The organism is Streptomyces sp. NPDC004788, assembly GCF_053601115.1.
The window spans coordinates 1-22,793 of the sequence record NZ_JBSGBF010000056.1; the positions used below are offsets into that span (position 1 = coordinate 1).

At 70.7% G+C, this 22,793-nt stretch carries 21 protein-coding genes and 1 tRNA gene; 9 read left to right on the top strand and 13 right to left on the bottom strand.

Going from position 1 to position 22,793, the window contains the following annotated elements:
• Nucleotides 1–68: 68 nt before the first annotated feature.
• Together ACWEJX_RS23280 and ACWEJX_RS23285 are read right to left on the bottom strand one after the other, a co-directional pair.
• Complete coding sequence (locus ACWEJX_RS23280; RefSeq protein ID WP_451609346.1) at nt 69–1,607, bottom strand: DUF2252 domain-containing protein; 1,539 nt, start codon at nt 1,605–1,607, stop codon at nt 69–71.
• A 157-nt stretch (nt 1,608–1,764) separates the two neighbouring features.
• Nucleotides 1,765–2,922 (bottom strand): hypothetical protein, encoded by a 1,158-nt coding sequence (locus ACWEJX_RS23285; RefSeq protein WP_451609347.1) that lies wholly within the window; start codon nt 2,920–2,922, stop codon nt 1,765–1,767.
• A 139-nt stretch (nt 2,923–3,061) separates the two neighbouring features.
• Between ACWEJX_RS23285 and ACWEJX_RS23290 the strand changes: the two genes are divergently transcribed.
• Entirely contained in the window at nt 3,062–3,523 is a 462-nt protein-coding gene (locus ACWEJX_RS23290) for a MarR family winged helix-turn-helix transcriptional regulator (RefSeq protein ID WP_451609348.1), read from the top strand.
• 25 nt (nt 3,524–3,548) lie between these two features.
• Here ACWEJX_RS23290 and ACWEJX_RS23295 read toward each other — a convergent pair whose 3' ends face one another.
• The 3 genes from ACWEJX_RS23295 to ACWEJX_RS23305 form a co-directional block, all read right to left on the bottom strand.
• Nucleotides 3,549–4,184, bottom strand: a complete 636-nt coding sequence (locus ACWEJX_RS23295) for a response regulator transcription factor (protein ID WP_403794257.1) — start codon at nt 4,182–4,184, stop codon at nt 3,549–3,551.
• Nucleotides 4,185–4,313: 129 nt separating this feature from the next.
• Nucleotides 4,314–6,152 carry a sensor histidine kinase gene (locus ACWEJX_RS23300; protein WP_451609380.1) on the bottom strand — a complete coding sequence of 613 codons (1,839 nt, stop codon included), beginning with the start codon at nt 6,150–6,152 and terminating at the stop codon, nt 4,314–4,316.
• A 218-nt stretch (nt 6,153–6,370) separates the two neighbouring features.
• Nucleotides 6,371–6,457: transfer RNA gene (locus ACWEJX_RS23305), tRNA-Leu, on the bottom strand.
• A 427-nt stretch (nt 6,458–6,884) separates the two neighbouring features.
• On the opposite strand from ACWEJX_RS23305, the gene ACWEJX_RS23310 reads away from it, so the two are divergent.
• From ACWEJX_RS23310 to pknB, 6 genes are all read left to right on the top strand, one after another.
• Nucleotides 6,885–7,739 carry an FhaA domain-containing protein gene (locus ACWEJX_RS23310; RefSeq protein WP_403794259.1) on the top strand — a complete coding sequence of 285 codons (855 nt, stop codon included), beginning with the start codon at nt 6,885–6,887 and terminating at the stop codon, nt 7,737–7,739.
• Between the two features lie 10 nt (nt 7,740–7,749).
• Nucleotides 7,750–8,274 carry an FHA domain-containing protein FhaB/FipA gene (locus ACWEJX_RS23315; protein ID WP_403794262.1) on the top strand — a complete coding sequence of 175 codons (525 nt, stop codon included), beginning with the start codon at nt 7,750–7,752 and terminating at the stop codon, nt 8,272–8,274.
• A 186-nt stretch (nt 8,275–8,460) separates the two neighbouring features.
• A complete protein-coding gene (locus tag ACWEJX_RS23320; RefSeq protein ID WP_451609349.1) occupies nt 8,461–9,963 on the top strand; it encodes a Stp1/IreP family PP2C-type Ser/Thr phosphatase in 1,503 nt (500 codons plus the stop codon).
• A gap of 28 nt (nt 9,964–9,991) precedes the next feature.
• A complete protein-coding gene (locus ACWEJX_RS23325; protein ID WP_451609350.1) occupies nt 9,992–11,434 on the top strand; it encodes an FtsW/RodA/SpoVE family cell cycle protein in 1,443 nt (480 codons plus the stop codon).
• The gene (locus tag ACWEJX_RS23330; RefSeq protein ID WP_451609351.1) at nt 11,431–12,894 is read left to right on the top strand and encodes a penicillin-binding transpeptidase domain-containing protein; all 1,464 of its coding nucleotides are present in this window, start codon (nt 11,431–11,433) and stop codon (nt 12,892–12,894) included. Before ACWEJX_RS23325 ends, ACWEJX_RS23330 begins: the two co-directional genes overlap by 4 nt.
• A 271-nt stretch (nt 12,895–13,165) precedes the next feature.
• The gene (gene pknB, locus ACWEJX_RS23335) at nt 13,166–15,157 is read left to right on the top strand and encodes a Stk1 family PASTA domain-containing Ser/Thr kinase (protein WP_451609352.1); all 1,992 of its coding nucleotides are present in this window, start codon (nt 13,166–13,168) and stop codon (nt 15,155–15,157) included.
• Nucleotides 15,158–15,244: 87 nt separating this feature from the next.
• Here the strand turns inward: pknB and ACWEJX_RS23340 are convergent, their stop codons facing one another.
• The 6 genes from ACWEJX_RS23340 to ACWEJX_RS23365 form a co-directional block, all read right to left on the bottom strand.
• Entirely contained in the window at nt 15,245–15,922 is a 678-nt protein-coding gene (locus ACWEJX_RS23340; protein WP_451609353.1) for a class E sortase, read from the bottom strand.
• 49 nt (nt 15,923–15,971) lie between these two features.
• Nucleotides 15,972–17,255 carry a class E sortase gene (locus ACWEJX_RS23345; protein WP_451609354.1) on the bottom strand — a complete coding sequence of 428 codons (1,284 nt, stop codon included), beginning with the start codon at nt 17,253–17,255 and terminating at the stop codon, nt 15,972–15,974.
• Nucleotides 17,252–17,890, bottom strand: coding sequence for an aminodeoxychorismate/anthranilate synthase component II (locus tag ACWEJX_RS23350; RefSeq protein WP_451609355.1), 639 nt, complete (start codon nt 17,888–17,890; stop codon nt 17,252–17,254). The genes ACWEJX_RS23345 and ACWEJX_RS23350 overlap by 4 nt, the downstream gene beginning before the upstream one ends.
• Nucleotides 17,887–18,048 carry a hypothetical protein gene (locus tag ACWEJX_RS23355; RefSeq protein WP_030685828.1) on the bottom strand — a complete coding sequence of 54 codons (162 nt, stop codon included), beginning with the start codon at nt 18,046–18,048 and terminating at the stop codon, nt 17,887–17,889. Before ACWEJX_RS23355 ends, ACWEJX_RS23350 begins: the two co-directional genes overlap by 4 nt.
• A 64-nt stretch (nt 18,049–18,112) precedes the next feature.
• Entirely contained in the window at nt 18,113–18,811 is a 699-nt protein-coding gene (locus ACWEJX_RS23360; RefSeq protein ID WP_451609356.1) for a class E sortase, read from the bottom strand.
• A gap of 31 nt (nt 18,812–18,842) precedes the next feature.
• Complete coding sequence (locus ACWEJX_RS23365) at nt 18,843–19,610, bottom strand: DUF881 domain-containing protein (protein ID WP_451609357.1); 768 nt, start codon at nt 19,608–19,610, stop codon at nt 18,843–18,845.
• A gap of 156 nt (nt 19,611–19,766) precedes the next feature.
• Between ACWEJX_RS23365 and crgA the strand changes: the two genes are divergently transcribed.
• A complete protein-coding gene (gene crgA, locus ACWEJX_RS23370) occupies nt 19,767–20,024 on the top strand; it encodes a cell division protein CrgA (RefSeq protein ID WP_389210809.1) in 258 nt (85 codons plus the stop codon).
• 279 nt (nt 20,025–20,303) lie between these two features.
• Here crgA and ACWEJX_RS23375 read toward each other — a convergent pair whose 3' ends face one another.
• Nucleotides 20,304–21,149 (bottom strand): rhomboid family intramembrane serine protease, encoded by an 846-nt coding sequence (locus tag ACWEJX_RS23375; protein ID WP_451609381.1) that lies wholly within the window; start codon nt 21,147–21,149, stop codon nt 20,304–20,306.
• A 140-nt stretch (nt 21,150–21,289) separates the two neighbouring features.
• On the bottom strand, nt 21,290–21,817 hold the full coding sequence (locus ACWEJX_RS23380) for a peptidylprolyl isomerase (RefSeq protein WP_451609358.1): 528 nt from the start codon (nt 21,815–21,817) through the stop codon (nt 21,290–21,292).
• Between the two features lie 167 nt (nt 21,818–21,984).
• Here ACWEJX_RS23380 and ACWEJX_RS23385 point away from each other — a divergent pair, with 167 nt between their 5' ends.
• Nucleotides 21,985–22,701 (top strand): DUF5324 family protein, encoded by a 717-nt coding sequence (locus ACWEJX_RS23385; protein WP_451609359.1) that lies wholly within the window; start codon nt 21,985–21,987, stop codon nt 22,699–22,701.
• The last annotated feature ends 92 nt before the right edge of the window (nt 22,702–22,793 follow it).

The following is a 22,793-nucleotide window of genomic DNA, read 5'->3' on the forward strand; positions in this document are numbered from 1 at the left end:
CCGATCTTGGTCTTGCTCTGGCTCCTGCTCTGGATCCGGATCTGCGTCCGGAGCCGGGCGTCGCCGACTCAGACGCCCGTCTCCGCCGCTATGCGGCCCGTGCGGATGGCCGACAGGAGGTCGGCGTGGTCCGCGGTCGTGCGGTCCGCGTAGGTGACGGCGAAGGTGGCGACGGCGTCGTCGAGTTCCTCGTTCTTGCCGCAGTAGCCGGCTATCAGGCGCGGGTCCGCGCTGTGGGCATGGGCGCGGGCGAGCAGGGCACCGGTCATGCGGCCGTAGTCGTCGAACTGGTCGGCGGTGAGGGCGGCGGGGTCGACGCTGCCCTTGCGGTTGCGGAACTGCCGTACCTGGAAGGGCCGGCCCTCGACCGTGGTCCAGCCCAGCAGGATGTCGCTGACGACCTGCATCCGCTTCTGTCCGAGCACCACGCGCCGGCCTTCGTGTCCGGTGTCGGGGGTGGTGAAGCCGACGGCCGGCAGGTGGGGCAGGAGTGCGGAGGGTCGGGCCTCCTTGACCTGGAGGACCAGTGGTTCGCCGCGGTGGTCCAGGAGGAGCACCACGTAGGAGCGGGTGCCGACGCTGCCGGTGCCGACGACACGGAAGGCCACGTCGTGGATGGCGTACCGGGCGAGCAGGGGCCGCCGGTCCTCGGAGACGGTGTCCAGGTAGGGGCCGAGGGCGGCGGCGACGGCTGCGGCCTCGGCGTCGCCGACCCGGCGCAGCACGGGGGGCGCGTCGACGAAGCGTCTGCCGCCGCCGTCGGTGTCGGCGACGGCTTCGGTGGAGCGGGCGGCGAACCGTGCGCTGGTGTTGTTGCGGGCCTTGGCCTCGACGCGTTCGAGGGTGCCTATGAGGTCGCGGGCGTCGGTGTGGGAGACGAGTTCCTCGTCGGCGATGGCGTTCCAGGCGTCGAGGGCGGGGAGCTTGGCGAGCAGCCGCATGGTGCGGCGGTAGGCGCCGACGGTGTCGAAGGCGGCGGCGCGGCAGGTGTCCTCGTCGGCTCCGGCCTCGCGTCCGGCGAGGACGAGGGAGGTGGCGAGCCGTTTGAGGTCCCATTCCCAGGGGCCGACGACGGTCTCGTCGAAGTCGTTGAGGTCGATGACGAGTCGTCCTCGGGCGTCGCCGTAGAGGCCGAAGTTGGCGGCGTGGGCGTCTCCGCACAGTTGGGCGGCGATGCCGGTGACGGGGGCGCCGGTGAGGTCGTGGGCCATGAGTCCGGCGGAGCCGCGGAGGAAGGCGAAGGGGCTGGCCGCCATGCGGCCGACCCTGATGGGCGCGAGTTCGGGTACGCGGCCCCGGCTGGACTCCTCGACGGCGGCCACGGCGTCGGGCCTGCCGTGGACGGCGGCGAGGTGGGCGTGTGCGGAGCGGGGGACGCGGTGCCGGAGCTCCTTGCCCCGCTGCCGGGCGGTGGCGGTGGTCCCGTCGGCCGCGGCGGCGCCGGCGGTGCGTCGGGCGAAGCCGGGAACGTGCGGGATACGGGCCGGGCCGGCCGTGCCGCTGCCGCCGCCGCTCGTGACGGCGGCGCCGACCGTGATGACGGCGGCACGGTCCGCGGTGTGCTCGTGCCCGCGCTGCTCCGGTACCGCTGTCGTGGTCTCGTCCATCGGACGCCCTCCCCCGCTGTTCGCGATCGTGCCTGTGCCGGCCGGCTGAGCAACATCAACTCGGTCGACTGGGCATGACGGTACAGCCGGGGCCATCAGGCCGTCTCCCCCTGTGGACAACGGCCTGTGGACAACTTCGGCGGACGGTTCGCAGTGCTCAGACGCCGACCGCTTCCTCCATCTCCTCCTCGGCCTCGGCGGCAGCAGAAGCAGACACAGAAGCAGAAGCAGAAGCAGAAGCAGCGACGGTGGTCTCGGCGCGGGGCGCGGGCACGGCAGCGGCCCGGCGGCGGCTCTCGGTGAGTCCGGCGACGGCGACGAGGACCAGACCGGCGAGGAACCACAGCGCCAGCACGAGGACGTTCCCGCCCAGCGCGTGGCCGTCGAAGTAGACGTGGCCGCGGACGCCCTCCACGAATCCGGCGCCGTTCCAGAACGCGTGCAGCGAACCGAAGAAGCCGGGCTGGAGTTCGGGCCGGTAGATGCCGCCGGAGCTGGTGAAGTTGAGCATCACGAACAGCACCATCACGCCGAGGGTGGTCCACCGCTTCAGGTACGTGTGCAGTCCGACGCCGACGAAGAGGATGCCCGCGCAGTACAGCCAGGACAGCGCCCAGACGCCGCCGAGGCCGTGGTCGACGAGGTGGAAGAGGGGCCCGGCGAAGACGGCGCCGACGAGGCTGACGACGAAGGACATGCCGGCGGCGAGGAGGGCCCGGACGCGCATGGGCAGAACGGCTCCGGCGCCGCCGATGACGGCCACGGAGGCGTAGGAGCCGATGCTCAGGGCGACGAGGAGGAAGAAGACGCCCTGGCCGGTGGGGTCACCGGAGGAGACCGGGGCGACGTCGGTGACCTTGAGGGGTTCGCCCTGGGTGGCGGCGACCTTGGTGAAGACCTTCTCGACGGCCATGGCGCTGGTGTCGGAGGCGGCGGAGGCGACCAGCAGCTCAGGCGAACGGGCGCCCGCACCCGCACCCGCACCAGCACCCACGCCCGCGCCCGCGCCCGCACCCCCGCCCGCGCCCGGGATGTACGCGCCGAAGCTGGACTGGTCGCGCAGGGCGGCGGTGGCGGTGGCGCGGTCGGGGACCGTACGGACGTCGAGGGCGCCGGCGCCCTTGTCCTGGAGCGTCTGGGCGAGGACCTGGGCCCGGGGGCCGGAGCCGACGATGTCGACGCGCAGGTCGTGGGGTTCGGGGGCGTGGAAGGCACCGAGGTAGGCGAGGCCCATGCCGACGCACATCAGCAGCGGGGTGAGCAGATGCCCGAGGACGTGGCGCAATGCTCCCTTGGTGGTGGGTCCTGCGGACACCTGAACCTCCATGGTTGGCTTTTACAACTAAGGAACCGTTGTACTATACAACCGACAGCGTGGACGTCGCGAATGCGCCCGTCCCCACAGTCCACACAGCACCCCACAGCACCCCCCACGGCAGCACCAAGGAGCCACCATGAGCGGCGGCGCGCGGGAGACCTCCCTCGACACCATCCAGCGGGAACTGACGGCCTTCGCCCGCCGGGCCCGGGCCGCAGCGGCCCGGCTCCACCCGGAGCTGCCGCTGGTCTCGTACACGCTCCTGGCCCATATCGACGACCAGAAGGGCTGCCGGGCCACCGACCTCGCGGCCCACTACCTCCTGGACAAGTCGACGGTCAGCCGGCAGATCGCGACCCTGGAGAAGCTCGGCCTGGTGGAGCGACGGCCCGACCCTGACGACCACCGGGTCCAGGTGCTGCACCCCACCGAGGCGGGCACCCAGGTCCTCGCCTCCACGCAGGCCAGCCGGCTCGCCGCGTACGAGGAACGCCTCAAGGACTGGTCGGCAGAGGACCTCGCCGCCTTCGCCGGGTACCTGCTGCGCTACAACGCGGCGGGCGACGCCGGACTTTCCACCCCCGACACCAGGGCCTGACCGCCCAAGGAGTACGCCGGGGCAGCTACAGCCCCGCGTCCCGCGCGAGCAGCGCCGCCTGCACCCGGTTCTCGCAGCCCAGCTTGGCCAGGATCCGGCTCACATAGGTCTTCACCGTCGCCTCGCTCATGTGGAGCCGCCGTCCCGCGTCGGCGTTGGAGAGGCCCTCCCCGAGCAGCGCCAGCACCTCGCGCTCGCGCTCGCTGAGGGCCGTCAGCCGGCCGCGCGCCTCCTCGGCGCGGGCCGCTTCGCGGCCCGAGGCGAGCCGCTCGACGACATGACGGGTGGCGGCCGGCGACAGATAGGCGTCGCCCGCCGCGGCGGCCCGCACGGCCCGGATCAGCTCGGCCGGGGCCGTGTCCTTGAGCAGGAACCCGGCGCCGCCGTGCTCCAGGGCCCGCAGCACGTTCTCCCGCTCGCCGAAGGTGGTCAGCACGATCACCCGGGTCGCGGGCGCCGCACGGCGCAGCTCCGGCAGGGCGGACAGGCCGTCGAGGACGGGCATCTGGATGTCGAGCAGCAGCACGTCCGCCGCGTGCGCGCGTGACAGGTCGACCGCCTCGCGGCCGTTCACGGCCTCCGCGACGACCTCGATCTCCTGGTCCGAGGTGAGGATCATCCGGATCCCCGCCCTGATCAGCGGTTCGTCATCGGCGATCACGACCCTGATCCGCTGCCCCGCCCTTGCCCCAGTCACAGCCACTCCCCACCGGCTACCGGTACGCCCGGCCGCGCCCCGCAGCCGGCCACGGAGTCGGCGATTGCCGCTCGCTCCCGGCGCCGGTCCGCGCTAGCGCACCACGTCGTACGACTTCTTCTCGATCAGCTTGCCGTCCTTGAAGCAGAACCGGAAAACCGGCTCCCCCTCCGGGTCGTCGCCCATCTCGGCGCTCATCAGCACCAGGCACTTGGATCCCTCGGGCTCCTTGGGGCCCTTTCCGTGCAGGCCGGTGGTGGCGATGGTGTCCCCCGAAGGAAGGCTGTCGCGGACGTCCTTCTCGCTCTGGCCGATGGTGACGGCGTCGTACTGCCCCTGGTCGATCATTCCGTCGCTCATCGCGTTCTTCACCCCGAAGAACAGGCCGAAGCCGGCCGCCACGACCAGCAGCACCACCGCGGCGACCGCTATCCCGCATCCGATCGCGATCCCGGCGCCCGTGCTCCGACCCCTGCCTGCCTGCATCGCCATCGCCAGCTCCCGCTCGCTCACCGTCCAGTCGGACGGTCCGACTGCGACCGGACCACGATGGCCGCGCGGGGGCCCCTTCCTCTGCTGCCGGAAGTCGTCGGCCGCATCGACGAAAGGCGCGACGAATGGAGCCGCGTACGGGTTGTCGGAGGGCGCCGCGTACGGGTTGTGGTCCTCCGGGACGGCGAACGGGTCCATGTACGGCGCGGCCTCCACCGCCCCGTACGGCAGCACGCCGGCGACCCGGAAGCCGCCGCCGTCGGCGGGGCCGGCGTGGATCATGCCGCCGACCAGCCGGGCCCGCTCGTGCAGTCCGGTGAGGCCCTGGCCACCGCTGACGACTCCGACGGGCTCCTCGGCCGGGTCCTCGTTGAAGACCTCGACGATGAACGCGTCCGGCTCGTAGCGCACCTCGACGGCGATCGCGGCCCCCGGCGCGTACTTGTACGCGTTCGTCAGGCCCTCCTGCACGATCCGGTACGCGGCGTGGTCGACGGCCGGCGCGAGCGCCCGGGTGTCGCCGTGCCGGGTCAGGCCGATCGTGGTCCCGGCGTGCCGGGCGGCCGTGACGAGCCCCTCGATGCCGGCGGTGCCGCGCGCCGCCTTGCCCGTCTCGTCGCCGGGCGGCAGAACGGGAACGCCCTGGCCGTCGTCGGGGGCCTCCACGCCGTCGCGCAGGATGCCGACGACCTCGCGCAGTTCGTGCATGGCGTCCACCGATGCGTTGCGCAGCACCGCGACGGCCTGCCGCTGACGGTCGGTCAGGTCCGGGTCGACCTCCAGCGCGCCGGTGTGCACGGAGATCAGGGCCAGCTGGTGGCCGAGGCTGTCGTGCATGTCCTGGGCGATGCGCTGCCGTTCCCGCATCCTGGCCTGCCCGACGAGCATGGCCCGCTCGCGCAGCAGCTGCACGTTGCGCTCCTGCAGCGCGTGCAGCAGCGTCCGCCGCTGGGTCCAGTAGCGGTGGGCGAGGCCGGGCGCCAGCGTCGTACCCAGGAAGTACAGCGTCGAGACGAACGACACCGTCAGCATCCGGTGCTGGTCCCACGCCTCGAGCAGCGTGCCCACGACGTTCACCGCGTACGCGGTGGAGAAGGCGGCGAGCGCCCGCCCGGCGCCCGCGATGTAGCGGCCGGCCGACCAGCCGATGAGGATCAGCAGAGCCAGGAAGCCCGGTATGAACGGCGCGAGGAGCGACGTGACGACAAGCACACTCGCGGGCAGCCGGCGTCGCACCAGCGAGAGCACGGCGGAGGCCACCGCGACCACGGCGGTCTTCCAGCCCTCCCCGCCGATCAGTTCCTGTGTGCCGGCGGCCAGCAGCGCCATGACGACGGCGAGCACCAGCTCGCCTGCTGTCCTGCGGCGCGACCAGTGCCCGGGCACCACGAACCAGTGCCACGCGGCGGCCGGCCACGACCTGACGGTCCGGATGTTCACGACATCGCGGATCTTCGTACGAGCTTCCACGCCCGAACGATAGGCACCGGCCCCACCCCTCCGCGTTCCTCTTTCGTCGTTCGCCGCACCGACGAAGGTCGACGAACTTCGCGCGGACGAGAACGCGCGGAACGCACGGGACGCGCGGAACACACGGACCGCGCGGGGCGACAACAACGCGGAAGCCCCGTAGGTCTTGGACCTACGGGGCTTCCGTCTGGTGCGCGAGGGGGGAGTTGAACCCCCACGCCCTTGCGGGCACTGGAACCTGAATCCAGCGCGTCTGCCTATTCCGCCACCCGCGCATTGGGTGGTCTCCCGGCTCCCTCCCCTTTCGGTTCGTTCGCCTGGCGACATCTGAAGATTAGCACGTCGCAGGCCGTGGATTCACATCCGTTGTTTCGGCCCCGCCCCGACCGACCAAGGACAGAGGCAGGGAGAGGGATGGGAGGGCAGGGGAAGGGGAGAGGGATGGGACGGGAGAACGGGGTGAGACGGGGGGGAGACGGGAGGAGAGGGTGAGAGAGGTGACGCATCAGACCCTCCTGCTCCAACGCCCGGTGCGGGACACTGTCCACAGGCCGCCTCTACGATCCGTGGGGAGAGCCTGGCGGAAGGTCTGTGAGAGGTGACACTCGTCCACAGGGCAGAGAAGGGGAACCAGCCGATTTCCCGACGCGTGGATACGATCAGTAAGCAGTACCAGGACGACAACGACGGAGGAGGTGCCCCATGGGAGTCCTGAAGCGGTTCGAGCAGCGGCTCGAAGGTCTCGTGAACGGCACCTTCGCCAAGGTCTTCAAGTCCGAGGTCCAGCCCGTCGAGATCGCCGGCGCGCTCCAGCGCGAGTGCGACAACAACGCGACGATCTGGAACCGCGAGCGGACCGTCGTCCCCAACGACTTCATCGTGGAGCTGAGCGCGCCGGACTACGAGCGCCTCAGCCCCTACTCCGGGCAGCTCGGCGACGAGCTCGCCGGCCTGGTCAGGGACTACGCCAAGCAGCAGCGGTACACCTTCATGGGCCCGATCAAGGTCCATCTGGAGAAGGCCGACGACCTCGACACCGGTCTGTACCGGGTGCGCAGCCGCACGCTCGCGTCGAGTTCGTCACAGCCGCAGCCGCCCACCGGCCAGCCCCAGCACCCCGGCCAGCACCCCGGCCAGGGCCACCCGCAGCAGCCGGCCCGCGGCGGCTACGGCTACCCTCCGGCCGGCGCTCCGCCGATGCCCGCGGCACCACCGCCCGGTGCTCCGGCCATGCCCGCGCACCGTCCGCCCGCGCCCACCGCGGGCGGCGGCGGTCAGGTGCGCCGCTGGATCGAGATCAACGGCACGCGTCACCAGATTTCCCGCCCGACCCTGGTCCTCGGCCGCAGCACCGACGCGGACGTGAGGATCGACGATCCCGGCGTCTCGCGCCGGCACTGCGAGATCCGGACCGGCACGCCCTCGACGATCGCGGATCTCGGGTCCACCAACGGCATCGTGGTGGACGGGCAGCACACCACCCGCGCTACGCTCCGCGACGGCTCGCGGATCGTCGTGGGCAGCACCACCATCGTTTACCGGCAAGCCGAAGGGTGAAGCGGGGGCAATGTCAGAGCTGACCCTGACGGTCATGCGGCTGGGTTTCCTGGCCGTTCTGTGGCTGTTCGTCATCGTGGCCGTCCAGGTCATTCGTAGCGACCTGTTCGGCACGCGGGTCACCCAGCGGGGTTCCCGCCGTGCCGAGGCGCGCCCTCAGCAGGGCGGGCGGCAGCAGGCCGCGCCCCCGCAGCAGCGCGGCGGCCAGCCGAGCGCGGCGGGCGGGCGGCAGCGCCGGGGCGCGCCGACCAAGCTCGTCGTCTCCGAGGGCACCCTCACCGGCACGACGGTCGCCCTGCAGGGCCAGACCATCACGCTGGGCCGGGCCCACGACTCGACGATCGTGCTGGACGACGACTACGCCTCCAGCCGGCACGCCAGGATCTTCCCGGACCGGGACGGTCAGTGGATCGTCGAGGACCTCGGGTCGACCAACGGCACGTATCTCGACCGGACCCGCCTCACCACCGCCACCCCGATTCCGCTGGGCGCGCCGATCCGCATCGGCAAGACCGTCATCGAGCTGCGGAAGTAGTACGACAATGAGCGAGCGGAGCAGGCGCGCCGGGACGGTCCCCACGACGGGCCGCCCCGAGGACCGCGCGGCAGCCCGGGCAGCGGGCCAGGGCGGGTACGGGCTCCCGACCGGAGCGACCGGAGGGTGGGCAGTGTGGCTCGAGACCGGCGGCACCCCCAGGCGGCGCCGACAGGGCAGGTGGGCATGAGTCTTTCACTGCGTTTCGCCGCGGGCTCGCACAAGGGCATGATCCGCGAGGGCAACGAGGACTCCGGCTACGCCGGTCCCCGGCTGCTCGCGATCGCCGACGGCATGGGCGGCCAGGCCGCCGGCGAGGTCGCCTCGTCGGAGGTGATCTCCACGCTGGTGACGCTCGACGACGACGTCCCCGGCTCCGACATCCTGACGTCGCTGGGTACGGCGGTGCAGCGCGCCAACGACCAGCTGCGGATGATGGTCGAGGAGGACCCGCAGCTGGAGGGCATGGGCACCACGCTCACCGCCCTGCTGTGGACCGGCCAGCGCCTCGGCCTGGTCCATGTGGGCGACTCCCGCGCCTATCTGCTGCGCGACGGCGTGCTGACGCAGATCACGCAGGACCACACCTGGGTGCAGCGGCTCGTCGACGAGGGCCGGATCACCGAGGAGGAGGCGACCACCCATCCGCAGCGTTCGCTGCTGATGCGGGCGCTGGGCAGCGGCGACAACGTCGAGCCGGACCTCTCCATCCGCGAGGTGCGGGCGGGCGACCGCTATCTGGTCTGCTCCGACGGCCTGTCGGGTGTCGTCTCGCACCAGACGCTGGAGGAGACCCTCGCCAGCTACCAGGGCCCGCAGGAGACCGTGCAGGAGCTGATCCAGCTCGCGCTGCGCGGCGGCGGCCCGGACAACATCACGGTGATCATCGCCGACGTCCTCGACGTCGACGGCGGTGACACCCTCGCCGGTCACATCAGCGACACCCCGGTGATCGTGGGCGCGGTCGCCGAGAACCAGCCGCAGCTGCACGACGGCGGCGCCATGCACACGCCCGCGGGCCGGGCCTCCGGCCTCGGCCGGCCGGCCCCGCACCAGCAGCCGCCGGCCGGCAGCTTCGGCCCGCCCGGCAGCGGCGAGGACCACGGCTACGGGTACGGCGGGATGCCGCCGCGGGGCTCCTTCGACGCGTACACGGACGACGACTTCGTGAAGCCGCGTTCGGCGGGCCGGAAGTGGCTGAAGCGCTCCTTCTTCCTGGTGCTGGCCCTCGCCGTCGTCGGCGGCGGCTGTTACGGCGGCTACCGCTGGACGCAGACGCAGTACTTCGTGGGCTCGAAGGACGAGCACGTGGCGCTGTACCGGGGCATCAGCCAGGACCTGGCGTGGGTGAAGCTCTCGGAGGTCGAGACCGACCACCCCGAGATCGAACTCAAGTACCTGCCGGCGTACCAGCGCAAGCAGGTCGAGGACACCATCGCGGGCGGCAGCCTCGACAAGGCGCAGACGAAGATCGCCGAGCTGGGGCTGCAGGCGTCGGCGTGCAAGAAGACCGAGGAGCGTCACAAGGCCGCCGCGGAGGCCGCGGACAAGGCAAGCAACCCGCCGCCGACCGACGGCGCCGCCTCGCCCGGCTCGTCGAACAAGAAGCCGACCACGGCCGCGCCGTCGCCCGGACCGACCCTGTCCGCGGAGGAGCAGAAGCTGGCCTCGAACTGCGGCAAGCAGTAAGCAGACCCGTAGGGGGCCTTTCACCACCATGAGCGTTGTCACCAACACGACCACCATCGGCGCCATCGAGGCGCCGAGCCGTCGCAACACCGAGCTGGCGCTGCTCGCGTTCGCCGTCGCCATCCCGGTGTTCGCGTACCTCAACGTCGGTCTGGCGATCGACGGCAAGGTGCCGCCGGGCATGCTCGGGTACGGGGCCGGCCTGACCCTGCTCGCGGGCGTCGCGCATCTCGTGGTGCGCAAGTGGGCGCCGTACGCGGACCCGCTGCTGCTGCCGCTGGCGACGCTGCTCAACGGGCTCGGCCTGGTGCTGATCTGGCGGCTCGACCAGTCGCCGCGGATCATCGCCCGGTCGATGTCGCAGTTCGGCAGCTTCAGCCCGGACGCGCCGAAGCAGATGATGTACTCGGCGATCGGCGTCGCCATGTTCGTGGGTGTGCTGCTGGTCCTGAAGGACCACCGCGTCCTGCAGCGCTACACGTACATCTCCATGGCCGCGGCCCTGGTGCTGCTGCTCCTGCCGCTGGTGCCGGGCCTCGGCTCCGACGTGTTCGGTGCCAAGATCTGGATCCACATCGGCGGCTTCTCCATCCAGCCCGGTGAGTTCGCCAAGCTGGTCCTGGCCGTGTTCTTCTCCGGCTATCTGATGGTGAAGCGGGACGCGCTGGCGCTGGCGAGCCGCCGGTTCATGGGGCTCTACCTGCCGCGCGGCCGTGACCTGGGCCCGATCCTGACGATCTGGGCGATCAGCCTGCTCATCCTGGTCTTCGAGAACGACCTCGGTACGTCGCTGCTGTTCTTCGGCATGTTCGTGATCATGCTGTACGTGGCGACGGAGCGGACCAGCTGGGTCGTCATGGGTCTGCTGATGTCGACCGCGGGCGCGGTCGTCGTCGGTTCCACGGCGAGCCACGTGCAGTCGCGTGTGGCCGCGTGGATCGACCCGTTCGAGTGTCTGAAGACCGCCGGCGAGGGCACGAACATGGCCATGGCCTGCGACCAGATGACGCAGGTGCTGATGTCGTTCGGCTCCGGCGGCATCCTCGGCACCGGCCTCGGGCAGGGCAACTCCGACCTGGTCGGCTTCGCCGCGAACTCCGACTTCATCTTCGCCACCGTCGGCGAGGAGCTCGGCCTGACCGGCGTCATGGTCTTCCTGCTGCTGTACGGCCTGATCATCGAGCGCGGTGTGCGCACCGCGCTCGCGGCCCGCGACCCGTTCGGCAAGCTGCTGGCGATGGGCATGTCCGGCGCGTTCGCGCTGCAGGTCTTCGTCGTGGCCGGCGGTGTGATGGGCCTGATCCCGCTGACCGGTATGACGATGCCGTTCCTCGCCTACGGTGGCTCGTCCGTGATCGCCAACTGGGCGCTGATCGGCATCCTGATCCGCATCAGCGACACCGCGCGCCGCCCCGCGCCCTCCCCCGCCCCGAACCCCGACGCCGAGATGACGCAGGTGGTCCGTCCGTGAACAAGCCGCTGCGCCGGGTCGCGATCTTCTGCGGCCTGCTGGTCCTCGCCCTGCTGCTGCGGGACAACTGGCTGCAGTTCGCCCGCGCCGAAGAGCTCAACGCCAACCCGAAGAACAAGCGGGTGACGATCGAGCGCTACTCCAACGCGCGGGGCAACATCATCGTCGACGGCAAGCCGATCACCGGCTCGGTCGACTCCGGTGACGACTTCTACGCGTTCAAGCGGACGTACGTCGACGGCCCCATGTGGGCCCCGGTGACGGGGTACGCCTCGCAGGCGTTCGACGCCAGCCAGATCGAGAAGATCGAGGACGGCATCCTCACCGGCAACGACGACCGGCTGTTCTTCGACCGCACGCTCGCCATGTTCACGGGCGAGAAGAAGAAGGGCGGCGACGTCGTCACCACCCTGAGCGGGGAGGCGCAGAAGGCCGCGTTCAAGGGGCTCGGCTCGAAGACGGGCGCCGTCGTGGCGATCGAGCCGTCGACGGGCAAGATCCTGGCGCTCGCCTCCACGCCGTCGTACGACCCCGGGTCCTTCGCGGGCTACCACAACAAGGACTCCGAGGCGTGGAACGCCCTGGAGAAGGACAAGAACAAGCCGAAGCTGAACCGCGCGCTGCGCGAGATCTACCCGCCCGGCTCCGTCTTCAAGGTCGTCACGGCCGCGGCGGCGCTGGAGAGCGGCAAGATCACCGACATCAACGCGCCGACGGACACCCCCGAGGGCTGGAAGATCCCGCTCTCGACGGTGCCGATGAAGAACCACGCCAACGGCTGCGCCAACGCCAGCATCAACGAGGCGCTGCGGATCTCCTGCAACTCGGTGTTCGCGAAGCTCGGTGACGACGTCGGCCGCGACAAGATGCTCGACATGGCGCAGAAGTTCGGCTTCAACTCCGAGCAGTTCGTGCCGGTCCGCGCCGTCGCCTCGGTCTACGACAAGAACGCCGACCGCGGTGGCAACGCGCTCTCCTCGATCGGCCAGTTCAACACCGCGACGACGCCGCTGCAGATGGCGATGGTGACGGCCGCGATCGCCAACGACGGCAAGCTGATGAAGCCGTACATGATCGACGAGCTGCGGGCGCCGAACCTCGACGTCATCAAGAAGACCGAGCCGGAGGAGCTCAGCCGCCCGATCTCGCAGAAGACCGCGCAGCAGCTCCAGGCGATGATGGAGAACGTCGTCGAGAACGGCACCGGTCAGAACGCGGCCCTCGGCGGCGGCGTGAAGGTCGGCGGCAAGACGGGTACGGCGCAGCACGGCGAGCGGAACTCGAAGCGTCCGTACGCGTGGTTCATCTCGTACGCGAGGACCGACCAGGGTTCGCCGGTCGCGGTGGCCGTGATCGTCGAGGACTCGGCCGGTGTCGACCGCGAGGACATCACGGGTGGCGGTCTGGCGGCGCCGATCGCCAAGGCCGTGATGAAGGCGGTGCTCAAGAGCCGGAACTGAACCCGGCCGAAATCCGACGGAACCGGGCGGACTGGACGGAAGCGGACGGAACCGTGACCGATACCACGCCCGCGGCCGGAGCCCGGCCCACGACCTGGGAAGGGAGCGTTCCGGAGCGGTTCCGGGCCGCTCGGGGCCGTGTACCGGTCGGGTATCAGGTGGCGGTCGGCGGGCCAAGCGCCTCCGCGCGGCCGGTAGCGTATGCGCGAACAGCACACCGCCGGACCACACACGGGTGCGGTCGGGACAGACGGAGAGGGCTGGAGTAGCTATGGAAGAGCCGCGTCGCCTCGGCGGCCGGTACGAGCTGGGCTCGGTGCTCGGCCGTGGTGGCATGGCCGAGGTCTACCTCGCGCACGACACCCGGCTCGGCCGCACCGTCGCCGTGAAGACGCTGCGGGCCGACCTCGCCCGTGACCCGTCCTTCCAGGCCCGGTTCCGCCGTGAGGCCCAGTCGGCCGCCTCCCTGAACCACCCCGCGATCGTCGCGGTCTACGACACCGGCGAAGACATGGTGTACGACGGCGCCGCCGGAGCGGGCGGCGTCTCCATCCCGTACATCGTGATGGAGTACGTCGACGGGTCCACGCTGCGCGAGCTGCTGCACTCCGGGCGCAAGCTGCTGCCCGAGCGCACGCTGGAGATGACCGTCGGCATCCTCCAGGCGCTGGAGTACTCGCACCGCGCCGGGATCGTGCACCGCGACATCAAGCCGGCGAACGTCATGCTGACCCGCACCGGCCAGGTCAAGGTCATGGACTTCGGCATCGCGCGCGCCATGGGCGACGCGGGCATGACCATGACGCAGACGGCCGCGGTGATCGGCACGGCCCAGTACCTCTCCCCGGAGCAGGCGAAGGGCGAGCAGGTCGACGCCCGCTCCGACCTCTACTCCACCGGCTGTCTGCTCTACGAGCTGCTGACCGTACGGCCGCCGTTCGTCGGCGACTCGCCGGTCGCCGTCGCGTACCAGCACGTGCGCGAGGAGCCGCAGCCGCCGAGCGTCTACGACCCCGAGATCACGCCCGAGATGGACGCCATCGTCCTGAAGGCGCTGGTCAAGGACCCGGACTACCGCTACCAGTCCGCCGACGAGATGCGCGCGGACATCGAGGCGTGCCTGGACGGCCAGCCGGTCGCGGCGACCGCCGCGCTGGGCGCGGTCGGCTACGGCGCCGGCTACGGCGGCTACCCGGACGACCAGCCGACGACGGCGCTGCACCCGGCGGAGCCGGCGGGCGCGCAGACCACGATGCTGCCGCCCATGAACCCGGACCACGGCGGCTACGGCTACGACGACCGCGCGGGCGGCCGCCGCCAGAACCGCCAGAAGAAGTCGAACACCTCGACGATACTGCTGGCCGTCGCCGGCCTTCTGGTCCTCGTCGGCGCGATCCTCATCGGCCGTTCGCTGACCTCCGGCAACGACAACGCGGACCAGGTGCCCGTACCGCTGCTCGTCGGCAAGACGTTCAAGGAGGCCCAGGGCCTGGCGACGAACTCGCAGGTCAAGGTCGAGCAGAGCGGCAGCGAGCGCTGCGACCAGCCCAAGGGCGCGATCTGCAGCCAGAACCCCGCGTACACGGCGGACGCGAAGATGGACGTCGGCGCCACGGTCTCCGTCGTGGTCTCGGAGGGCGCGCCGCAGGTCGAGGTCCCGGACGTCACGGACAAGTTCCAGGACAAGGCCGAGGAGCTGCTCAAGGAGAAGGGCTTCCAGGTCTCCGTCGAGGAGGAGGAGTCCGACCAGGAGCCGGGCCGGGTGCTGAAGCAGAACCCGGCGGGCAACTCGCAGGCGGAGAAGAACTCCAAGGTCACGATCACCGTGGCGAAGAAGCAGAAGTCGAACCTGCCGGACGTCACCACCCGCAGTTACGACGTGGCCGTCCAGCAGCTCCAGACGCTCGGCTTCACCAACATCGCCCGGCAGGACGTCGACTCGGACCAGCCCGCGGGCACCGTCATCGACCAGACCCCCAAGGGCAACACGGGCCAGCCGAAGGACGTCCAGATCACGCTGAAGGTCTCCAAGGGCCCGCAGCAGCCGACGGGGCAGCCGGTCCCGCCGATCACGGGCATGACCCTCGACCAGGCCCGCGCCACGCTCGCCGCGTTCGGCTACCAGCTCGGCACCGTCGACGGCCCCAACGGCGGCGACGCCAAGGTCAAGGAGCAGGACCCGCAGCCCGGCACGCCGGGCCAGCCGAACCAGGCGGTCAACGTGAAGACGGAGAAGAGCGGCGGCGGCTGGTTCGGCCAGTAGGAGCCCCGCTCCGGCTGGAGTACCCCCGTTCGTGAAGTAAGCCCCGGCATCCATGGATGCCGGGGCTTACTTCGTGCCGCGCGGTGGTTACCGCAGCTCGGCCGGCGGCGTGCGCGCCGCGTCGACCTTCTGGGTGCGGACCAGTTCGCCCCACACGATGTAGCGGTAGTCCGAGGTGTACATCGGGGTGCAGGTCGTCAGGGTGATGTAGCGGCCCGGCTTGTGCTTGCCGGACTCCTCCGGGACGGCCTTGAGGACGTCCACGTTGTACTTCGTGGTCTCCGGGAGGATCTTGTAGACCTTGTAGACGTACCAGGTGTCCTTGGACTCGAAGACGATCGGGTCGCCGGTCTTGATCTTGTGTATGTTGTGGAACTTCGCGCCGTGGCCGTCGCGGTGCGCGGCGAGCGTGAAGTTGCCCTGCCTGTCCTGCGGGAGGGCGGCCTTGACCGGATCGGTGTAGTACCCGGCGACACCGCCGTTGAGGACGTCGGTGCCGGTGCCCTTCTTGACGAGGACCTCGCCGTCGCCCATGGCGGGCACGTGCAGGAAGCCGATGCCGTCCTTGGTGTCGAGCGCGCCGGGGCCGGCGGCGGCCCAGTGGTCGCGGACCTGGTCGCCTTCCTTGTCGGCGGCGCGGTCGGCGACGACGTTGGTCCACCACAGCGAGTAGACGACGAAGAGGCCGAGCACCAGGCCCGCGGTGATGAGGAGTTCACCGAAGACGCTGATGATTCCGGCGATCCGGTTGCGCGCACGTGCCACTGCGTCGTCCCGTCCTGAATGACCTGAGCCTGAGCCTGAGTGTGAGGGGTCAGCCGGTGAGCGCGGCCGGTTTCCCCTTGCTGCGCGGGCGTTCCTCGACCATCTTGCCCCACACGATCAAGCGGTAGGTGCTCGTGAACTCGGGCGTGCAGGTGGTGAGCGTGATGTAGCGGCCGGGTCCCTTGAAGCCGGACTGCTTCGGCACGGGCTCGATGACCGTGACGTTCGACGGCGAGGTCTGCGGCAGCATGCTCGTCATCTCGTACGTGTAGTAGGCGTCGCGGGTCTCGACGACGATCGGGTCGCCCGGCTGGAGCCGGTTGATGTAACGGAACGGCTCGCCATGGGTGTTGCGGTGGCCGGCGACGGCGAAGTTGCCCTGCTTGTCGGCGGGCATGGCGGTCTTCAGCCTGCCCTCTCCGTAGTGGCCGACCATGCCCTTGTCGAGGACCTCCGTCTTGCCGATGCCCTCGGCGATGGGGACGACGACGTCCAGCTTGGGGATGTACATGATGGCGAAGCCCTTGCCGGGTTCGAAGGCGCCCGCCTGGTCGCCGCCCTGGTCGAAGGAGTTCTCGATCTGCTTCTTCGCCTCGTCGGTCTCCAGCCCGGCGCGGACGTTCGTCCACCACAACTGGTAGGTGACGAACAGGAGCATGACGACGCCGAAGGTGATGAAGAGCTCGCCGACGCCCCGGCTGAGGACGACGCCGAAGGACTCCTTGGCGGCGCGGGCGGCGCGCCGGGCCTCCACACGGGAGAGCGGCCGGGCGGGCTGCCCGTCCGCGACGGCCGCGGTGGCGGTGGGGACCGGCTCGGGTGCGCCGCGGCCCTTGCGCCGGGCGGCGCGGCGGCGCTCGGCCCGCCCGGGCCCGGGCAGCGGCTCCGGGAGTGGCTCGGGGAGCGAGTCGGTGGCCGGCGCGGGAGGCTCCTCGTCGGCGGCGGGCTCGTACGAAGAGGTCCCGTACGAGGTCTCGTACGGCGTCTCGTACGCGGGTGTCTCGTACGCGGTCTCGTACGCGGGTGTCTCGTACGGGGACGTCTGCTGCTGCGCCTCGTAGGGCGGCGTCTCGTACGAGGGCGACTGGTACGCGGAAGGCTCGTGCGACGCCTCGTACGTCGGGGCCGCGTAGCCCGGGGCCTCGTACGGGGCCTGGTAGCCCTCCTGGGGCGCCAGGGGCGGCTCGGTGGCCCCGTGGTCGCCCGGGGCCGGTATCGCCCCGTAGACGGCCGTCTCCGCCTCGTACGGCGGCTGTGACGGCGGTACCGGGCCGGGCTCGCCTTCCGGTCCGGGCGGGTTCGTCGCCCGGAACCACGGCGACCCGGCCGTCACGCGACGGCCTTGCCCACCACCGGGGCGAGCCCCGCGGACCGCGCGACCGCTCCCTTGTCGCCGCACTCCACCAGCCAGTTGGCGAGCATCAGGTGGCCGTGCTCGGTGAGCACGGACTCGGGGTGGAACTGCACGCCCTCGACCGGCAGTTCACGGTGGCGCAGCCCCATGATGATGCCGTCCTCGGTGCGCGCCGTGACCTCCAGCTCGGCCGGCAGCGCGGCGGGCTCGGCGGCCAGCGAGTGGTAGCGGGTCGCGGTGAACGGCGACGGGAGGCCGGCGAAGACGCCCTTGCCCTCGTGGGTGACCGGAGAGGTCTTGCCGTGCAGCAGCTCGGGGGCGCGGTCGACGACCCCGCCGTACGCGACGGCCATCGACTGCATGCCGAGGCACACGCCGAAGACCGGCACCCCGGTCGCGGCGCAGTGGCGCACCATGTCGATGCACACGCCGGCCTGCTCGGGCGCCCCGGGACCGGGCGACAGCAGCACGCCGTCGAAGCCGTCCTGCGCGTGCGAGAGCTCCACCTCGTCGTTGCGGAGCACTTCGCACTCGGCACCGAGCTGGTAGAGGTACTGAACGAGGTTGAAGACGAAGCTGTCGTAGTTGTCGACGACGAGAATTCGCGCGCTCACTGGCCGTCCACCGTCACATCGTTGAACGGAAGCAGCGGCTCCGCCCAGGGGAACACGTACTGGAAGAGGACGTAGACGACCGCGAGGACCAGCACGACCGAGATCAGCGCCCGCACCCAGGCGTTGCCCGGCAGATGCCGCCAGATCCATCCGTACATGACGTCCGCAGCCCCTTCCGTTCGTTACGGGGACCAGAGTACGGGTCGGAGCGGCGGTCAGGGGTCAGCTGTCCAAACCCTGTGGACGACCGGCCGTGACCGGCCGGGTGGCGTCCAGGTGGCCCCAGACGATCAGCCGGTGGCTGCTGCCCCACTCCGGGTCGCAGGTGGTGAGGGTGAGATAGCGGCCCGGGCTCCGGAAGGGCGACTTGCGCGGTACGGGGTCGATGACGCCGGTGTCGGTGGGGACGGTCCGGTAGGGCGCGCGGTCGATGCGGTACGTGTACCAGGTCGTCCCGTCGTTGAGGACGACGGCGTCGCCGGGGCGCAGCCGGGGGAAGTCCTTGAAGGGGTCGCCATGGGTGCGGCGGTGGCCGGCGACGGAGAAGTTGCCGGTGGCGCCGAGGCGGGCGGTGCCGGCGTAGTGGCCGAGGCCCTTGTTCAGGACGCCCGTTCCGGTGCCTTCCAGGACGGGCCACTCCCAGTCCGCGCCGAGCCGGGGCACGTACATGACGGCGATGCCCTTGCCGGCGGTGTACGGCTCGGGCGCGGCCTGCCGTGCCCGGCCGTCCCGGGGCGGGGCGGGCGCGGGGTCGACGGGGCGGGCCGCCCATTCCTGCTGGAGGGTGTCGAGCTGTCCGGCGACGGCGGCGTCGGCCTGGACGCCGGTCCAGTACATGACGTACGCGACGAAGAGGACGATCAGGGCTCCGGCGGTGATGCACAGCTCGCTGAGGGTCCGTACGACCAGTCGCACCGTCACCGGATCCGGCTCCCCCCGGTCAGCCCACCGGTCAGCTCACCGGCTTCGCGTAGTGGAGGTCCACTGTGCCGGAGTAGCCGGGAAGAGTCACCGCCTTGTGCTCGTCGACTTTCCAGCCGAGCCCGTACGCCTTCACGTAGAGCCGGTAGTTCTGGATCGCGGGGGAGTCGGCGAGGGCCTTGTTCAGCCGGTCGCGGTCACCGACGGCGGTGATCCTGTAGGGCGGCGAGTAGACGCGGCCCTGGAGGATCAGGGTGTTGCCGACGCAGCGCACGGCGCTGGTGGAGATGAGCCGCTGGTCCATGACCCTGATGCCCTTGGCGCCGCCGAGCCACAGGGCGTTGACGACGGCCTGGAGGTCCTGCTGGTGGATGACCAGGTCGTTGGCCTGCGGCTCGGGGTAGCCGGGGGCGGCCTGGGCGTTCGGCGGGGCGTCGTTGAGGGTGACGCTGAGGCCGGGGCCGGAGGTCTCGGTGGTGCCGGCGGCGTTCTCCAGGGCGCGCAGGCGCGCGTCCTGGGCCTTGGTGGAGCCGTCGTCGCGGGCGGCGAGGGCGTCTACCTGGTGGCGCAGGCCGGCGGCGTTCTCGTCGAGCACGGCGTTCTTGTGGCTGCGCTCCTCGATCAGGTCGGAGAGCCGGAGCAGCGAGGCGTCGGTGCGGAGGTTGGTGCCCTTCGCGGCGAGGAAGCTGGTCACGAAGATCAGTCCGGCGAGGGCGAAGACGGCAGCGGTCAGCACCCGGACCGGGCGCCACCTGAGGCTTCGGCCCGGCCGTTCGGGAGAGTCGGCGGAATTGCTCAACGTACCCTGATCCCCTTCGGTGCCGCGGAACCACTACGCTAACGGACGCCCGGGGGGACTCAGCGGTCCGCTTCGTCACGTCCCGCCCCCGTCCCGTCCCGGCGCCAGCCACAGTTCCCTGCGCGGTCACGCAGCGCATCGACAGGAGAGTCCCTCGTGCCGAAGTCACGGATCCGCAAGAAGGCCGACTACACGCCGCCGCCCGCGACGAAGCAGGCCGCGTCCATCAAGCTGACGAACCGCAGCTGGGTGGCGCCGGTGATGCTGGCGATGTTCGCCATCGGGCTGGTGTGGATCGTGGTCTTCTACGTCACCGACGGCACTCTGCCGGTCAAGGCCATCAACAACTGGAACATCGTGGTGGGCTTCGGTTTCATCGCGGCCGGGTTCGGCGTCTCCACGCAGTGGAAGTGACTCCGTAAAGCTCTGCCCTGAGTTATCCACAGTGTTGTGCACAGCACTGGATAACTTACGACGATCTGTGGATAACTCGCACCAGGTTGACGCCGGTACGACCGCGAGCTCACTGATCGAACGTGTTCGTACACGCACTTCGCCCTCCGTTTCTGACCGATAATCGCTGGTCAGAGGCGGAGGGCTTGGTCATGTCCAGACCAGGGTGACCCGATCGGCACACACTGTGGATAACTCTGGGGAAAGCTTTCGCGGAAGCTCGTCCACAGCCCTCCACGCTCAGGTGAGCGCGGCGGTCCGGCCGAGCACGATCCCCAGGTCGATCAGCAGCATCAGGGCGCAGACCCCGTACTGCACGAGGTCCCGCCTGCCCCGCGGCGCGTGCACCAGCCCGTACGTCACCAGCGCACCCGCCACCAGCCCGCCGATGTGCGCCTCCCAGGAGACCGCGGGCCGGGCGAAGGTGAAGACGAGCGAGATCGCCACGAAGAGGAAGACCGGCCGCATGTCGTAGCGCCGGCGCCGGGCGAGCACCACCCAGGAGCCGATCAGTCCGAAGACGATCCCGGAGGCGCCGAGCGACGCCTGGTTCGGGGCGTCGAGCAGATAGACCAGGGCCGAGCCGGAGAGCCCGGAGATCAGGCACACGGCGGCGTAGCGGATCCGGCCGAGCTCCGGCTCGACGATCCCGCCGATCACCCACAGACCCAGCATGTTGAAGACGAAGTGGGGGATCTCCTGGTGCAGGAAGGCCGAGGTGATCAGCCGGTACCACTCGCCGTCCGCGACGCCGACCACCTCGCCGAGCGCCGGGTTGTAGGCGTAGCCGATCATGACCAGCTGGTCCACGAAGCGGTTGCCCGCCGCCTGCACCGCGATGAACAGCGCCAGGTTGACCGCGATGATGATCTTGGTGACGAGCCGCCCGTCCGCCGCCACCCGGCCCCCCGCGATGGTCCGCGGCTGGTTGGCGTGCGGCGCGTGGCCGGTACCGGAACCGTTCCTGACGCAGTCCGGGCACTGGAAGCCGACGGAGGCCGGAACCATGCACTCCGGGCAGATCGGCCTCTCGCAGCGGGTGCAGCGGATGCCGGTCTCGCGGTCCGGATGGTTGGAGCAGTGCATCGAGGTCCTCCGAGGACGGACGGGTCTGCGGGCGGCGGGCGCGGTCAGCACGTCGCCCCGCCCTCCTTACGGACGGGCGGGGCGCGAAGGTTCCCGGAAGGCGGCCGGAACGTGCCCGGAAAGCCGGAGCGGTGCCGGCGTCAGCGGCTCTCGACGACGACGGTCTCGATGACGACGTCGTCCACCGGACGCTCCGTGCGCGGGTTGGTCTCGGTCGCGGCGATGGCGTCCACGACCGCCTTGCTGTCCTTGCCGACGACCTCACCGAAGATCGTGTGCTTCCGGGTGAGCCAGTTCGTCGGGGCGACCGTGATGAAGAACTGCGAGCCGTTGGTGCCCGGGCCGGCGTTGGCCATCGCGAGCAGGTACGGCTTGTCGAAGAAGAGCTCGGGGTGGAACTCGTCGGCGAACTCGTAGCCCGGGCCGCCCGTGCCGTTCCCCAGCGGGTCGCCGCCCTGGATCATGAAGCCCTTGATCACCCGGTGGAAGACCGTGCCGTCGTAGAGCGGGGCCGAGGACTTCTCGCCGGTCGCCGGGTGGGTCCACTCGCGCTCGCCGCGGGCGAGTTCGACGAAGTTCCGGACCGTCTTGGGAGCGTGGAACGGCAGCAGCCGAATCTCGATGTCCCCCTTGTTGGTCTTCAGGGTCGCGTACAGCTGCTCAGCCACGTTCTGCCTTCCTCCACCACTGCGGGCACTACACGTTCGTGCGCATCCTCGCATGGCCGCATGCCCCGGATGCCCGCCCCGCATGCCGGGGAGCGGCCGGGCAGGCATGATTCCGAAAAGGATGGAAAGGTGAAAAACCGACATCGCCACCGAGGAGGAGGAATCCCGTGACCCGCATGGAGAGCGTGCGCGCCGCGACAGGTTCGGCGAAGGAGAGCGTTCTGCACGCCGCGGAAGTGGTGGCGCCGTACGCCGGCACGGCCAGGGACCAGGCCGTTCAGTACGCACACGAGGCGCGCTGCTACCTCGCGCCGAAGGTCTCGAAGGCCGCGTCGCAGGCCCGTAGGCAGGCACGACTGCAATACGGCGCGTACGTCGCGCCACACGTGCCGCCGCGGGTCGACGAAGCCGCGCAACGCGCCGCGGCCGTGACCCGCAAGGCCGCCCGTCAGGCGACCGACTACACCGTTCCGCGTGTCGAGCACGCGGTCGCCGCGACCGGTCCCGTCCTCGAGGAGCTCTACGAGGAGGCCGGGTCGCGTTCGGCTGCCGCCTGGGCCGCGCTGCGCGGTCAGGTGACGCCGAAGGACGTTCAGAAGATCATCAGGAAGCGGGAGCGCCGGACGAGGGCCGGACGCGTCGCCAAGGGTCTGCTGATCCTCGGCGTACTGGTCGGCGGCGCGTTCGCCGCCTGGAAGTGGTGGGACAAGCAGGCCAACCCCGACTGGCTGGTCGAGCCGCCCGCACCCACCGAGGTGGACGAGGGGAGTTCACCGTCGTCGGTCGACGGGGACGCGTCCCTCGATCCCGAGGTGGAGGCCAAGGAGGCCGAGGCGAAAGCCGATACGGAAGGGGCCGGGGACCGCGACGAGGGCCGGCGCTGAGCCGACGTCACCGTCGCTGAACCGGAGGGCCGGAGGGCCGGAGGGCCGGAGGGCCGTGCGAGGCCGGAAGGCCGGAAGGCCGTGCGACACCG